Raw genomic sequence first — 15117 nt, forward strand, 5'->3', positions numbered from 1 at the left:
TTGCAAAGCAAGCGATTATCGGTGAGGTGGACGACAGGCTCCGTTTGGTGCGTCATTCAGTTTTTATGAGCTCTGCCGCGAAAAGCGGGGCAATCATAAACAGGCGAATGAGCCACGCAGAAAGTATAGCAAGTATCATGCCAATAAATAAATAGTGTTTATTATCAGAGGAATGCCAGATAGAAGGCGAAGACAGGAAGGAAAGCGGACCGGACGGTCAGGGAAAAGTGTCGCTGATTAGCAACGGGTTTAGAGCGCTAACTTCCTTGCATTACAAATCAACGATTTAAATGTCACCTTTTGACGACAGTATAAAGTCAGGATTGTCGCCTTTTTCCGACAGCTTGCATACTTGTGCGGTTTTTAGCCAGGTCGCCATTAATGGCGACCCTACAAAAAAAATAAAGGCCGCGGTTAGGCGGCCTTGTAAGGTGCGCATTGATGCGCACCAGCATAACAACTCAAGATTAACGCTTAGCCCAACTGCTTACGCGCATTACGGAAGATACGCATCCACGGGCTATCTTCGCCCCACTCTGCCGGATGCCACGAGTTGCTGACGGTACGGAACACGCGCTCTGGGTGCGGCATCATAATGGTGACGCGACCGCTTTCGTTAGTTACCGCAGTGATGCCGTTTGGTGAGCCATTCGGGTTTGCCGGATAGCTTTCCGTCACTTTGCCGAAGTTATCGACGAAGCGCAGCGCTACCAGACCTTTGCTCTCCAGCTGCGCCAGATGCGCACCGTCACGCACTTCGACAAAACCTTCGCCGTGCGATACCGCGATTGGCATATGCGAGCCTGCCATGCCCTCCAGCAACAGCGACGGGCTCGCCGCCACTTCGACCAGGCTGAAACGCGCTTCGAAACGCTCGGACTGGTTACGCACAAAGCGTGGCCACAGTTCGCTGCCTGGAATCAATTCACGCAGGTTCGACATCATCTGGCAGCCGTTACACACGCCCAGCGCCAGCGTTTGTGGACGATGGAAGAAGTTCTCAAACTCATCACGTACGCGGCCGTTGAACAGGATCGATTTCGCCCAACCTTCACCGGCGCCCAGCACGTCACCGTATGAGAAGCCACCACACGCAACCAGTGCCTGGAACTCTTCCAGACCGCGACGACCGGCCAGCAGATCGCTCATGTGTACGTCAACTGCAGTAAAGCCAGCGCGATGGAAGGCAGCCGCCATCTCCACGTGGGAGTTCACACCCTGCTCACGCAGCACCGCCACACGCGGACGTGCGCCAGTGGCGATCATCGGTGCCGCCACATCCTCTTCTGGCTTGAAGGTCAGATGGACGTTCAGACCAGGATCGTTATCGTCTTTCTTCGCTTCATGCTCCTGATCGGCACAGGCTGGGTTATCACGCAGACGCTGCATCTGCCAGGTGGTTTCTGCCCACCAGGTACGCAGCGTGGTGCGGCTTTCGCTGTACACCGTACTGTCGCCAGAACGGATCACGAAGCGGTCGCCCGGCAGCGCTTTACCCATCACATGCACATTAGCGCTCAGGCCGTGATCGGCGAATACTTTCTCCACTGCCACGCGATCTGCTGCGTTGATTTGCAGCACCGCGCCCAGCTCTTCGGTGAACAGCGCTGCCAATGCATCACTGCCCAACGCGGCGATATCGGCTTCGATACCGCAGTGACCGGTAAAGGCCATCTCCGCCAGCGTGACCAACAGGCCGCCGTCAGAACGGTCGTGATAGGCCAGCAGTTTCTGCTCGGCCACCAGCGCCTGAATAGCGTTAAAGAAGCCCGCCAGCTGCGTAGCATCACGCACGTCGGCAGGCTTGTCACCGAGTTGACGATAAACCTGTGACAGCGCGGTAGCACCCAGCGTGTTAGCGCCGTTACCCAGATCCACCAGCAGCAGCAGGTTATCTTGATCGGCCTGCAGCTGCGGCGTAACGGTGCGACGTACATCCTCAACGCGCGCAAACGCGGTAATCACCAACGACAGCGGCGAGGTCATTTCACGCTGCTCGGTGCCTTGCTGCCAGCGGGTTTTCATCGACATCGAGTCTTTACCGACGGGAATCGTGATGCCCAGCGCCGGACACAGCTCTTCACCTACCGCTTTAACGGCGGCGTACAAACCAGCATCTTCGCCTGGGTGGCCGGCGGCGGCCATCCAGTTCGCGGAGAGCTTGACGCGCTGCAGCGAACCAATTGAGGTCGCTGCGATGTTGGTCAGCGCTTCACCCACCGCGAGGCGACCGGAAGCGGCGAAGTCGAGCAACGCGACTGGCGCGCGTTCGCCGAGAGAGAACGCTTCACCGTGATAGCTATCCAGGCTGGCCGTGGTGACGGCGCAGTTCGCGACCGGAATTTGCCACGGACCGACCATCTGATCGCGCGCGACCATGCCGGTTACGCTGCGATCGCCAATGGTGATCAGGAAGGTTTTTTCCGCCACGGTTGGCAAATGCAGCACACGATTCACCGCATCAGCAACGGTAATCCCGTCGCGCTGCAGGGCATCGCCTTTGGCTTGCTGGCTGGCAACATCACGCGTCATCTTCGGCGTTTTGCCCAGCAGCACGTCGAGTGGCATGTCGATTGGCTTATTGTCGAAATGGCTGTCGGCGAGGTTCAGATGCAGCTCTTCAGTCGCTTCACCAATCACCGCATAAGGCGCGCGTTCACGCTGGCACAACTCATCGAACAGCGCCAGTTTCTCAGGCGCCACCGCCAGCACATAACGTTCCTGTGATTCGTTACACCACACTTCCAGCGGGCTCATGCCCGGCTCGTCGCTCAGGATGTCACGCAGGTTAAAGTTGCCGCCGCGGTTACCATCACTTACCAGCTCTGGCATCGCGTTCGAGAGACCGCCCGCGCCCACGTCATGGATAAACAGAATCGGGTTGGCTTCGCCCAGCTGCCAGCAGCGGTCGATCACTTCCTGACAGCGACGTTCCATCTCTGGGTTGTCGCGCTGTACTGAAGCAAAGTCGAGATCGGCATCCGATTGGCCGGAAGCCATCGACGAAGCGGCACCGCCGCCCAGACCGATGTTCATCGCCGGGCCACCCAGCACGATCAGTTTGGCCCCCACCACAATCTCGCCTTTCTGCACGTGATCGGCACGAATGTTACCGATGCCGCCCGCCAGCATAATCGGCTTATGGTAGCCGCGCAGCTCCACACCATTGTGGCTGTTGACGCGCTCTTCATAGGTACGGAAGTAGCCATTCAGGGCAGGTCGACCAAATTCGTTGTTAAATGCCGCGCCGCCCAGCGGGCCTTCGGTCATGATGTCTAAGGCGGTGACAATACGATCCGGCTTACCGAAATCCTCTTCCCACGGCTGTTCGAAGCCTGGAATGCGCAGGTTCGATACCGAGAAACCGACCAGACCGGCTTTTGGCTTCGCACCACGTCCGGTTGCGCCTTCATCACGAATTTCACCACCAGAACCGGTCGCAGCACCCGGCCATGGCGAAATAGCGGTTGGGTGGTTATGGGTTTCCACTTTCATCAGGATATGCGCTTCTTCCTGATGGAATTCATATTCGCCCTTCTGCGCATCTGCGTAGAAGCGGCCAACCTCGGAACCTTCCATCACTGCGGCGTTGTCTTTATACGCCGACAGCACGTGCTCAGGATTATGTTCAAAGGTGTTTTTGATCATTTTAAACAGCGACTTCGGCTGCTTTTCGCCGTCGATAATCCAGTCGGCGTTGAAGATTTTGTGACGACAGTGCTCAGAGTTTGCCTGCGCAAACATATAGAGCTCGATGTCGTTTGGATTACGCCCCAGCTTGGTAAAGGCATCAAGCAGGTAATCGATCTCATCATCGGCCAGCGCCAGGCCCAGCGTGGCATTGGCCTGCTCCAGCGCGCTGCGACCTGCGCCCAGCACGTCGATGCTTTTGAGCGGCTGCGGCTGATGATGGGCAAACAGCTGCTGCGCATCGCTGAGGTCAGCGAACACGGTTTCCATCATGCGGTCATGCAGCAGGCTGGCAAGTTGCTGCCACTGCGCTTCCGTCAGCTCAGGGGCCTGCACATAGAAAGCCATGCCGCGCTCAAGGCGTAACACCTGTGGCAGATCGCAGTTGTGCGCGATATCGGTGGCTTTCGAGGACCACGGAGAGATAGTGCCGGGACGCGGCGTTACCAGCAACAGACGCCCTTGTGGCGCATGTTCGGCGAGAGAAGGACCGTATTTCAGCAGACGTTGCAGGCGGGCGTGCTCATCCGCGCTGAGCGGTGCGCTGACACCGGCAAAATGGACGTACTCGGCGTAAATATCACTCACCGGAAGGTGAGCGTCCTGAAAGCGGGTCAGCAGTTTGTTTACACGAAATGCCGACAGAGCGGGCGAACCACGCAGAATTTCCATCATTAAAGATCTCTCGTCTTTGAAGTGCCGGGCGACGCTTCATTGGGCGCAACAGGGGAAAACGGGCGGTATTATAGAGAAACAGCACGGGATACGAAACCGTTTGCGCATAAATTCTGGCACCTGGCGTTTGGCTGAATTTTGCACAATTCTTGCTATAAAAGTTGCCCTGCCCCTTTTTGTTGCGCAAAATGCCCCTCGCTCTGGGAGTTAAAACAACATAAATACTGCCTTTAAAAGACAGAGGCCTGTGAGCCATTACGAGACAACTATTTGAAACGCCTAAAAATAAACTATCTGTTTATCGGTCTGATCACCGTGCTGCTTGCGCTAGCATTGTGGCCTTCAATCCCGTGGTACGGGGGTGGAACAGACGCGCTATCACAGATTAAATCACGCGGAGTGCTGCGCATCAGTACCGTTAACTCTCCGCTGACTTACTACACCATTAACAATGCACCAGCCGGTATGGATTACGAGCTGGCGAAGCGCTTCGCCGATTACCTTGGCGTAAAACTGGAAGTTGAGGTACGTCCAAACCTCGGTGACCTGTTTGATGACCTGGATGACGGCAAGGCGGATTTGCTGGCTGCCGGCCTGATCTACAACAGCGAGCGCCTTGCGCACTACCAAAGTGGCCCGAGCTACTATTCGGTGTCGCAACAGCTGGTATACCGCATTGATAAGCCACGGCCGAAAAATCTCGGCGATCTGAAAGGCCGCCTGATTGTGCAGTCCGGTTCGGCATATCTGTCAACTTTACGTTCCGCCAAAGCCGACAGCTATCCCGATCTCGACTGGGCGATCTCGACCGATCAAGGGCAGAAAGCGCTGCTTGAAGCGGTTGCTGACGGCAAACTGGATTACACCGTGGGCGACTCCGTCACCATTGGCCTGTTACAGCGCATTCATCCGCAGCTGGCGGTAGCGTTTGATGTGACGGATGAAGAGCCGGTCACCTGGTATTTGCCGCGTAACGAGGACGACAGCCTGAACGCGGCGATGCTCGACTTCTACAGCCAGATGGGCGAGGAAGGCGCGATGGCGCGACTGGAAGAGAAGTATCTCGGCCACGTCGGCACCTTTGATTATGTGGATACCCGCACCTTCCTGCGCGCCATTGATAACACGCTACCGGACATCAAACCGCTGTTTGAGAAATATTCGGCCAGCATGGATTGGCGATTGCTGGCGGCGATCTCTTATCAGGAATCGCACTGGAATCCGCAGGCCACTTCGCCGACCGGCGTCCGAGGCATGATGATGTTGACGCGCAATACCGCTGACAGCCTTGAAGTCAACGATCGCCTCGATCCTGAACAGAGCATTCGCGGCGGCAGTGAATATCTCAAGCGCATGATGGAAAAGGTGCCGGAGACTATTCCTGAAGATGAGCGCATTTGGTTCGCGCTGGCGGCGTACAACATGGGCTACGCACACATGTTAGATGTGCGCAAACTGACGGCGAAACAGGGCGGCAATCCTGATAGCTGGGCGGATGTGAAGCTGCGCCTGCCGATGCTGAGCCAGAAGCGCTACTACACGCAAACTACCTATGGTTACGCGCGCGGTCACGAAGCTTATAACTACGTCGAGAATATCCGTAAGTATCAGATAAGCCTGGTGGGCTATCTGCAGGAGCAGGAGAAGCGGTTAGCGCAGCAATCGGCGCTGGAAGCGGAGTTAGGTGCCGGCTACCCGGCGGTCGAACCGAAAATTGCCATGAATTAATCTGCGCGCTGCGCCTGACGCAGCGCCTTCTTCTGCTCGCGACGCATGCGGAAGAAGTCACTCAACATCCCAGCGCACTGTTCCGCCAGCACACCGCAATCAATCTGAATTTGATGATTCATGCCGGGATGGCCAATCACATCCAGCAGTGAACCGGCCGCGCCGGTTTTCTCATCTTTGGCGCCATACACTAACCGCGTGATGCGGCTGTGCACCATCGCGCCAGCGCACATCACGCAGGGTTCCAGCGTGACATACAGTGTGGTATCCAGCAGACGATAGTTTTCCAGCACTTTGCCACCCTGACGCAGCGCCATGATCTCAGCGTGCGCGGTGGGATCGTGCTGACCAATCGGTCGATTCCAGCCTTCGCCGATCACTTTATCGCCCTGCACCAGCACCGCACCGACCGGCACTTCGCCCTGCTCCCACGCGCGCTTAGCCAGTTCCAGCGCATAACGCATCCAATATTCATCAGTTTGTGGGTTCACCGGGCAACTCCTGCGGGCATCAAAAGGCGGCGCATTATAGCGATGCTGCTGCCGGAATCGAAGCGTTATTCCAGCTGTTGCAGCTCACCGCGCGGCGTGACGCGCCAGCGGTGCTGACAGAAGAACAGCAGCGGGTTGTCCTGCTTGCTGTCGCTGTAGCCGCTATACAGCTGCAGCGGCGTGCCGATTTTCTCCTCCAGCTGTGCCACCTTCTCATGGCCGAGACAACGCATCGCCAGCAGGCGGCCGCCGCGGCCCGGTTTCATCTGACTGGCGATCAGCTGCACGCGCGGTAAGAAGGCGGAATCGAAATAGACTTTCTCCACCAGCGATTGCGGCGAACCGGTGATCAGCCAGACATCGGCATCATTGCTGCTGAGATAATCAGTGAGCCGCTGCTGCACCACCGGAAAGGCGGTAACGCGCTGGCGGAACCAGTCAGCGAATTCGGCTTCGCGCTGGCGCAGACGCGTTTCGCTATGGCCGAAGGTAATCGCCCATAGCAGCAAACTCATTGGCCAGCGCGCCGCGCGACCTTTGATCAGCATGCCGAGACCAATCACCGGTAACAGCGGCACCACCAGCAGCAGATTGATCGGCTGACGTCGCAGCAGATAGCGCATATAGGTGCCAAACATGTCTTGCTGATGCAGCGTGCCATCGAGATCGAAAAACACCACGCGTCGTTGCGTACCCTTTGTCAAACAACACTCCTTCTCTATCCTTCGTGGTTTCTGCACTACAGTGTAGCCAGCTTCAGCGTTTGGGGCGAAAGCTGCTATTTTTAATTCCAATGACTACAATGCCAGCTGAATAGTTTATTCTCTGTGCCCGCGCGCTGTCATCTGGCGGCAATCGCCCGACATCCTGCGCGTAACCGCACTACGCTCTATCTGGAAAGATGAATTAAGGATCGAACAATGAGTTCATTGCTGCGCATTCGCCAACTTTATCCTCGACTGGCGCTAAATGAGCGTCGCCTGGCGGATTTTTTGCTGTCGCAGCCGGACCGTGCACGGCATCTGAGTTCACAAAAACTGGCTGAGGAGTCGGGTGTCAGCCAGTCAAGCGTGGTGAAATTTGCCCAGAAGCTGGGCTATAAAGGCTTCCCGGCGCTGAAGCTGGCGCTGAGCGAATCAATGGCCGATCGCGATGCTATTACCGTGCATAACCATATTCTTAGCGATGACCCACTCAAAGTGGTGGGTGAAAAGCTGCTGACGGAAAAGATCTCGGCGATCCGCGCCACGCTGGATATCAATAGCGAAGAGAAGCTGCTGCAAACCTTACAGCTGCTGAAAAATGCCAACCGTATTCTTCTGGTCGGCATCGGTGCATCGGGTTTGGTGGCGAAAGATTTCTCATGGAAACTGATGAAAATCGGCATTAACGCGGTGGCGGAGCAGGATATGCATGCGCTGCTGGCCAGCGTGCAGGCGATGGCGCCGGGCGATGTGTTGCTGGCGATCTCCTACACCGGCGAACGTCGCGAAATCAATCTGGCGGCGCAGGAAGCGGCGCAGGTTGGCGCCGATGTGCTGGCTTTTACTGGCTTCACGCCGAATGCCCTGCAGCAGTGTGCGACGGTTTGTCTCTATACCGTAGCGGAAGAGCAGAGCACGCGCAGTGCGGCAATTTCATCAACCAGTGCGCAACTGGCACTCACCGATTTGCTGTTTATGGCGCTGGTGCAGAACGATCCGGAACGCGCATCCAGCCATATTCGTCACAGCGAAGAGTTGGTGAAAAAGCTGGTCTGATGAGATGAGGCGCGTATAATACCCGCGCCTTTTCTGCTGTTATTGGATTTCCGCTATGGCCCTGTTCATCACCACCAAATGCATCAATTGCGATATGTGCGAACCTGAATGCCCAAACCAGGCAATCAGTTTAGGCGACGCGATCTATGAGATTGATGTCGACCGCTGCACTGAGTGCGTGGGCCATTATGATGTGCCGACCTGCCAAAGCGTCTGCCCGATTGATAACACCATTATTGCGGATCCACAGCACCTGGAGAGTCGTGAGGCGCTGTGGGAGAAGTTTGTGGTGTTGCACCCTTAATTCTCGATAATCACCGTCGCGCAAGCGTAGTGGCGTTCATCCGCTAACGTCACATGCACGTGCTGCACGCCGAGCTGGCTGGCAATCACTTTCGCCTGCTCAAAGAAACGTAATCCCGGCTTACCCAGCGCATCGTTGTACACTTCAAACTGATTGAACGCCAGGCCACCGCGAATGCCGGTGCCAAACGCTTTCGCTGCCGCCTCTTTCACCGCAAAGCGTTTAGCAAGAAAGCGCACCGGTTGCTGGTGCGCCTGATATTGCTGCCACTCGGCTTCGCTCAATACGCGGCGCGCCAGGCGATCGCCGGAGCGCTCAATCACGCCCGCAATGCGCTCGATCTCTACGATGTCGCTGCCGAGTCCGAGAATCGCCATTAGCGACGCGCTTCCCGCATCAGCTGCTTCATTTCACTGACCGCATCGGCCAGGCCGCTGAACAGTGCGCGACCAATAATCGCATGGCCGATATTCAGTTCGTGCATTTCCGGCAGTTCAGCAATCGGCTGCACGTTGTGGTAGGTCAAACCGTGGCCAGCATTCACTTTCAGGCCAAGGCTGGCGGCGAAAGTCGCGGCTTTACGAATGCGCGACAGTTCAGCCTGGCGCGCCAGACCTTCAGGCGCTTCGGCGTAGGCGCCGGTGTGAATTTCAATATAGGGTGCGCCGCTGGCAACGGCGGCTTCAATCTGGCGATGATCGGCATCGATAAACAGTGAAACCAGGATGCCGGCGTCGCTCAGCAGGCGCACCGCGGCGTTAATTTTATCCTGCTGACCGGCTACATCCAGCCCACCTTCAGTGGTCACTTCCTGACGCTTTTCCGGCACCAGGCAAACGAAGTGAGGTTTGATTTCGCAGGCGATGTCGATCATCTCGTCCGTGACCGCCATCTCCAGATTCATGCGCGTCTGAATGGTGTCACGCAGAATGCGTACATCGCGGTCAGTAATGTGGCGGCGATCTTCACGCAAATGCACGGTAATGCCGTCGGCACCGGCCTGCTCGGCAACAAACGCAGCCTGCACCGGATCGGGATAGTTTGTGCCACGTGCGTTACGTACGGTGGCAATGTGGTCAATGTTGACGCCTAACAGCAACTCAGCCATGACAATCCTTAAATGTGTTCAGTGTGTTTGCAGTGTACTGCGCTGAATATATCAGGCGGTACGACCAGCGCTAGTCGTTTGCCACATCGGGTCTCTTTTTTGGCACGAACTGGCGAAACAGTTCCTGGCTCTTCAGCGGTTTGCCGCCCAGATAGGGCTTCAGCGCCATCCGCGTAAAGCGTTTGGCGGCGCGCAAAGTATCGGCATCGGGGAATTCACGTTCCCATAGCGCACGCAGTTGGCGGCCAGTAAAGCTGCGCTGATTGACCACCAGGCTGGCGATAAAGCCCTTCTCTTCGCGGTAGCTGTAGGTCATGCCATCGGCAACCTCTTCGCCGCTGCCGGCACAATGCAGGAAATCGACGCCATAGCCGAGATGACCCAGCAGCGCCAGCTCAAAACGACGCAGCGCCGGTTCAGGCGAGCCGTTGCCTGCTGCCAGCGTTTGGATGCAATTCAGGTAATCGAAGAACATGTCCGAGAAGGGGATTTGCTGCTCCAGCACGCGCGACAGCAGTTCATTGACGTACAGCCCGCAGTAGAGCGTGATGCCGCTGAGCGGCAATGCCAATGAAACGGCTTCGGCATTACGCAGCGTTTTGACGTCGCCACGACCGCCCCAGCGCACCAGCAGCGGCGTGAAGGGTTGTAGCGCACCTTTCAGTTGGGAGCGGCGCGAACGGGCGCCTTTGGCAAGGACGCGGACGCGCCCTTCGCTTTCGCTGAACAGATCGAGGAGCAGGCTGGTTTCGCTATAAGGGCGACTATGCAGCACAAAGGCGCGTTGCCAGCCTTCCATCGATTACCCTTCGTCAGAGTAACCTAAGCTGCGCAGCGCACGTTCATCGTCCGCCCAGCCAGATTTCACTTTAACCCACAGTTCAAGATGCACTTTCGCCTCAAACATCTCTTCCATGTCTTTACGCGATTCAATGCCGATAGTTTTGATCTTGGCGCCTTTATTGCCGATGACCATCTTCTTCTGGCCTTCGCGCTCAACGAGGATCAGGCCATTGATGTCATAACCGCCGCGCTCGTTAGAAACAAACTGCTCAATTTCTACGGTGACGGAATAAGGCAGCTCGGCGCCAAGGAAGCGCATCAATTTTTCACGGATGATCTCAGATGCCATAAAGCGCTGCGAGCGGTCGGTGACATAATCTTCTGGGAAATGATGCTCAGATTTTGGCAAGCATTTGCGCGCAATCGCCGCAATAGCGTCAACATTTTTGCCGCTTTCCGCAGAGATCGGTACGATTTCGAGGAAGTTCATCTGCTGGCTGAGGAACTGCAGATGGGGCAACAGGATGCTCTTATCCTGAATGTTGTCGACTTTATTGATCGCCAATACCACAGGAACTTTGTTATCCCGCAGCTTGTTAAGCACCATCTCGTCGTCTGGCGTCCAGCGCGTGCCTTCAACCACAAAGATCACCAGCTCAACATCACCGATGGAGCTGCTGGCCGCGCGGTTCATCAAGCGGTTGATAGCCCGCTTCTCTTCCATATGCAGCCCTGGCGTATCCACGTAGATCGCCTGATAAGCGCCTTCGGTGTGGATGCCCATAATACGGTGACGCGTGGTTTGCGGTTTGCGTGAAGTGATCGACACCTTCTGCCCCAGTAACTGGTTCAGCAAAGTGGATTTACCGACGTTTGGTCGGCCTACAATCGCGACAAAGCCGCTATATGTTTCGAGTTCGCTCATTCGAGTCCTGACTTGGGCAGCGCCGCTTTCGACGCTGCGATGTGACTATTTATTCGAGGCCAAGCTTGATTAACGCCTGTTCGGCGGCTGCTTGCTCGGCTTTACGGCGGCTGGAGCCAATGCCCACCACCGGTTCTGCCATGCCACTCACCTGACAGTGAATGGTGAATTCCTGATCGTGGGCTTCGCCACGCACCTGCACCACCAAATAAGAGGGCAGCGGCAGATGACGTCCCTGCAAATACTCCTGCAGGCGCGTTTTCGGATCTTTCTGTTTATCACCCGGACTGATCTGTTCCAGTCGTGAGTGATACCAATCGAGAATTAACTTTTCGACGGTCTGAATACTGCTATCAAGGAAGATGCCGCCAATTAAGGCTTCAACGGTATCCGCAAGAATCGATTCACGACGGAAACCGCCGCTTTTCAGCTCGCCCGGACCGAGGCGCAAACACTCGCCGAGGTCGAACTCTCGCGCCATCTCCGCCAGCGTATTGCCGCGCACTAGCGTGGCGCGCATGCGGCTCATATCGCCTTCATCCACGCGTGGGAAGCGGTGATACAGCGCATTAGCAATCACATAGCTGAGAATAGAATCGCCAAGAAATTCAAGACGTTCATTGTGTTTGCTGCTGGCACTACGATGCGTCAATGCCTGCTGCAATAAATCCGGATGAGTAAAAGTGTAGCCCAGTTTGCGCTGCAGCTTGTTAATGACGATGGGGTTCATGCGATTCCAGTTGTTCAGTGCGTCTGTCACTCTGCATACGAAACAGGGCTGAGGTGCCAACCTGTTCTGTTTCGTGTGCACTGGCCCCCAAAAGGAGGCCAACCATTGCTGTTCAGCTAAGGCTAAACAGCGCTTTTATCAATGAATCCCACCAATGCGGCTAAAGCGCACGCCGGTCGGCCACTGTCCTTCTTGTTTCTCGAAGCTCATCCAGATAGCAACCGCTTTACCGACCAGATTCTTCTCGGGCACAAAGCCCCAGTAGCGGCTGTCAGCGCTGTTATCACGGTTGTCACCCATCATGAAATACTGCCCTTGCGGCACAATCCATGTCGATTGCGGCTGGCCAGGCTGCTGATAATACATGCTTGCCTGACTTTGCGCTTCGTTTACCAGCAAGATATCGTGCGTTACGTTGCCCAAAGTCTCTTTACGGGTGCCGAGACGCAAACCGCCCTTCATAGTTTCACCCTGCGGAGCCTGGAAGAAGCCGTTACCGGTTTCATTGCCATCAAAGCCGCTGAAGGTTTGAATGAAGTTGCTTGGCTCAACGTTAGTGTACGTTACCGGCAGCGCGGTACTGCAATTGCCGCTGCTGCAACCCGGATTGATTGTCAGGGTTTTGCTGTAAGGATCAAACACCACTTTGTCGCCTGGCAAGCCAATCACGCGCTTGATGTAATCCACGCTCGGATCTTTCGGATACTTGAATACCGCGACATCACCGCGCTGCGGATGACCGGTGGGAATCAGCGTGGTTTGGGTAATTGGATCTTTAATGCCGTAAGCAAACTTCTCAACGAGGATGAAGTCACCAATCAGCAGCGTTGGCATCATTGAGCCTGAGGGAATCTGGAACGGCTCAAAAATGAACGAACGCACAATCAATACCACCGCCAGCACCGGGAACACCGATGCCGTGGTTTCTACCCAACCCGGTTGTGCGGCCACTTTCGCCAGCGTTTTGCTGTCGAGTGCGTTGCCAGCCTGCGCTTGCGCTGCAGCCTGCTTAGCACGACGTGCCGGTGCCCATTTAAAGCGATCGATACACCAGATAACGCCAGTGACCAGCGTTGCGATCACTAAAACCAGGGCGAACATGTTAGCCATTAAAAATCCTTATTTGCTGTCTTTACCGACATGCAGAATGGCAAGGAATGCTTCCTGCGGCAGCTCAACGTTGCCGACCTGCTTCATTCGCTTCTTACCGTCTTTCTGCTTCTGCAACAGTTTCTTCTTACGGCTCACGTCGCCGCCATAGCATTTCGCCAGGACGTTTTTACGCAGCTGTTTGACCGTTGAGCGAGCGATAATGTGGTTGCCGATTGCCGCCTGAATCGCAATATCAAACTGCTGACGAGGGATAAGATCTTTCATCTTCTCCACCAGATCGCGGCCACGATATTGTGAGTTATCACGGTGAGTAATCAGCGCCAGCGCATCAACACGTTCTGAGTTAATCATCACGTCGACACGCACCATGTCAGAGGTTTGGAAACGTTTGAAGTTATAATCCAGCGATGCATAGCCGCGCGAGGTTGATTTCAGACGGTCGAAGAAGTCGAGCACCACTTCAGCCATCGGAATTTCATACGTCAGCGCAACCTGCTTACCGTGGTAAACCATGTTGGTTTGTACGCCACGTTTTTCGATACACAGCGTAATGACGTTACCGAGGAACTCCTGCGGCAGCAGCATATGACACTCAGCGATCGGCTCACGCAGCTCTGCAATATTATTCAGCGGTGGCAGTTTCGACGGGCTATCGACGTAAATCGTTTCACCATCGGTGGTTTCCACTTCATAAACTACGGTCGGCGCGGTGGTGATCAGGTCGAGATCGTATTCACGCTCCAGACGTTCCTGAATGATCTCCATGTGCAACAGACCGAGGAAGCCGATGCGGAAACCGAAGCCCAGCGCCGTTGAGCTCTCTGGCTCGTAGAAAAGTGACGCATCGTTCAGGCTCAATTTGCCCAGCGCATCACGGAACGCTTCATAGTCGTCGGAACTGATCGGGAACAGACCGGCATAAACCTGTGGCTTCACTTTTTTGAAGCCAGGTAACACTTTCTCCGCCGGATTGCGCTGCAAGGTCAGCGTATCGCCTACTGGCGCACCGAGGATATCTTTAATCGCACACACCAACCAGCCTACTTCACCGCAGTTCAACTCGTTGCGATCAACGCGTTTCGGCGTGAAGATACCCAGGCGGTCAGCGTTATAGCTTTGGCCAGAACTCATGACCTTCACTTTGTCGCCTTTGCGCAGCGTACCGTTTTTGATGCGAATCAGCGACACCACACCAAGGTAGTTATCGAACCATGAATCGATAATCAGCGCCTGCAAAGGACCTTCTGGATCGCCTTCTGGCGGCGGAATGTCGCGCACCAGACGTTCCAGCACATCGGGCACGCCGACGCCGGTTTTCGCCGAACAACGTACCGCATCAGTAGCGTCGATGCCGACGATATCTTCAATCTCTTCCGCAACGCGCTCTGGATCGGCGGCAGGCAGGTCGATTTTGTTCAATACCGGTACCACTTCCAGATCCATTTCCATTGCGGTGTAGCAGTTTGCCAGCGTCTGCGCTTCAACGCCCTGCCCTGCATCGACCACCAGCAATGCTCCTTCACACGCCGCCAAAGAGCGGGAAACTTCATAGGAGAAGTCAACGTGTCCGGGAGTATCGATAAAATTGAGCTGGTAAGTTTCACCGTCCAGCGCTTTGTAATCGAGCGTTACGCTCTGCGCTTTAATGGTAATGCCGCGTTCACGTTCCAGATCCATTGAGTCGAGAACTTGCGCAGCCATCTCACGATCGCTCAGGCCACCACAAATTTGAATCAAACGGTCAGAGAGCGTTGATTTGCCGTGGTCAATGTGAGCGATGATGGAGAAATTTCTTATGTGCTTCATTTAT

At 55.6% G+C, this 15117-nt stretch carries 13 protein-coding genes; 3 read left to right on the top strand and 10 right to left on the bottom strand.

Annotated elements, in window-relative coordinates:
• Window positions 1-474: 474 nt before the first annotated feature.
• The gene (purL, locus tag AC790_RS20680; protein ID WP_049853003.1) at window positions 475-4365 is read right to left on the bottom strand and encodes a phosphoribosylformylglycinamidine synthase; all 3891 of its coding nucleotides are present in this window, start codon (window positions 4363-4365) and stop codon (window positions 475-477) included.
• A gap of 270 nt (window positions 4366-4635) precedes the next feature.
• Here purL and mltF point away from each other — a divergent pair, with 270 nt between their 5' ends.
• On the top strand, window positions 4636-6093 hold the full coding sequence (gene mltF / locus AC790_RS20685) for a membrane-bound lytic murein transglycosylase MltF (protein WP_007886192.1): 1458 nt from the start codon (window positions 4636-4638) through the stop codon (window positions 6091-6093).
• Here mltF and tadA read toward each other — a convergent pair.
• On the bottom strand, window positions 6090-6584 hold the full coding sequence (tadA, locus tag AC790_RS20690; protein ID WP_072093462.1) for a tRNA adenosine(34) deaminase TadA: 495 nt from the start codon (window positions 6582-6584) through the stop codon (window positions 6090-6092). The two genes, mltF and tadA, sit on opposite strands and share 4 nt — an antisense overlap.
• A gap of 65 nt (window positions 6585-6649) precedes the next feature.
• The gene (gene yfhb, locus AC790_RS20695) at window positions 6650-7288 is read right to left on the bottom strand and encodes a phosphatidylglycerophosphatase C (RefSeq protein WP_007886187.1); all 639 of its coding nucleotides are present in this window, start codon (window positions 7286-7288) and stop codon (window positions 6650-6652) included.
• A 216-nt stretch (window positions 7289-7504) separates the two neighbouring features.
• On the opposite strand from yfhb, the gene AC790_RS20700 reads away from it, so the two are divergent.
• Together AC790_RS20700 and AC790_RS20705 are read left to right on the top strand one after the other, a co-directional pair.
• Window positions 7505-8344 (top strand): MurR/RpiR family transcriptional regulator, encoded by an 840-nt coding sequence (locus AC790_RS20700; RefSeq protein WP_007886185.1) that lies wholly within the window; start codon window positions 7505-7507, stop codon window positions 8342-8344.
• 55 nt (window positions 8345-8399) lie between these two features.
• Window positions 8400-8648, top strand: a complete 249-nt coding sequence (locus tag AC790_RS20705; RefSeq protein ID WP_049853005.1) for a YfhL family 4Fe-4S dicluster ferredoxin — start codon at window positions 8400-8402, stop codon at window positions 8646-8648.
• Here AC790_RS20705 and acpS read toward each other — a convergent pair.
• The 7 genes from acpS to lepA form a co-directional block, all read right to left on the bottom strand.
• Window positions 8645-9025, bottom strand: a complete 381-nt coding sequence (acpS, locus tag AC790_RS20710; protein WP_007886180.1) for a holo-ACP synthase — start codon at window positions 9023-9025, stop codon at window positions 8645-8647. The two genes, AC790_RS20705 and acpS, sit on opposite strands and share 4 nt — an antisense overlap.
• A complete protein-coding gene (gene pdxJ, locus AC790_RS20715; protein ID WP_007886179.1) occupies window positions 9025-9756 on the bottom strand; it encodes a pyridoxine 5'-phosphate synthase in 732 nt (243 codons plus the stop codon). The genes acpS and pdxJ overlap by 1 nt, the downstream gene beginning before the upstream one ends.
• Window positions 9757-9826: 70 nt before the next feature.
• The gene (gene recO / locus AC790_RS20720; protein WP_049853006.1) at window positions 9827-10555 is read right to left on the bottom strand and encodes a DNA repair protein RecO; all 729 of its coding nucleotides are present in this window, start codon (window positions 10553-10555) and stop codon (window positions 9827-9829) included.
• Window positions 10556-10558: 3 nt separating this feature from the next.
• The gene (era, locus tag AC790_RS20725; protein WP_007886176.1) at window positions 10559-11464 is read right to left on the bottom strand and encodes a GTPase Era; all 906 of its coding nucleotides are present in this window, start codon (window positions 11462-11464) and stop codon (window positions 10559-10561) included.
• Window positions 11465-11513: 49 nt separating this feature from the next.
• The gene (rnc, locus tag AC790_RS20730) at window positions 11514-12194 is read right to left on the bottom strand and encodes a ribonuclease III (RefSeq protein ID WP_036620136.1); all 681 of its coding nucleotides are present in this window, start codon (window positions 12192-12194) and stop codon (window positions 11514-11516) included.
• Window positions 12195-12332: 138 nt separating this feature from the next.
• A complete protein-coding gene (lepB, locus tag AC790_RS20735) occupies window positions 12333-13304 on the bottom strand; it encodes a signal peptidase I (protein ID WP_007886174.1) in 972 nt (323 codons plus the stop codon).
• A gap of 9 nt (window positions 13305-13313) precedes the next feature.
• Complete coding sequence (gene lepA, locus AC790_RS20740; RefSeq protein WP_007886170.1) at window positions 13314-15113, bottom strand: translation elongation factor 4; 1800 nt, start codon at window positions 15111-15113, stop codon at window positions 13314-13316.
• Window positions 15114-15117: the final 4 nt, after the last annotated feature.

Origin of the sequence: Pantoea sp. RIT-PI-b, from assembly GCF_001187905.1 — a bacterium.
Lineage (GTDB): Bacteria > Pseudomonadota > Gammaproteobacteria > Enterobacterales > Enterobacteriaceae > Pantoea > Pantoea nemavictus.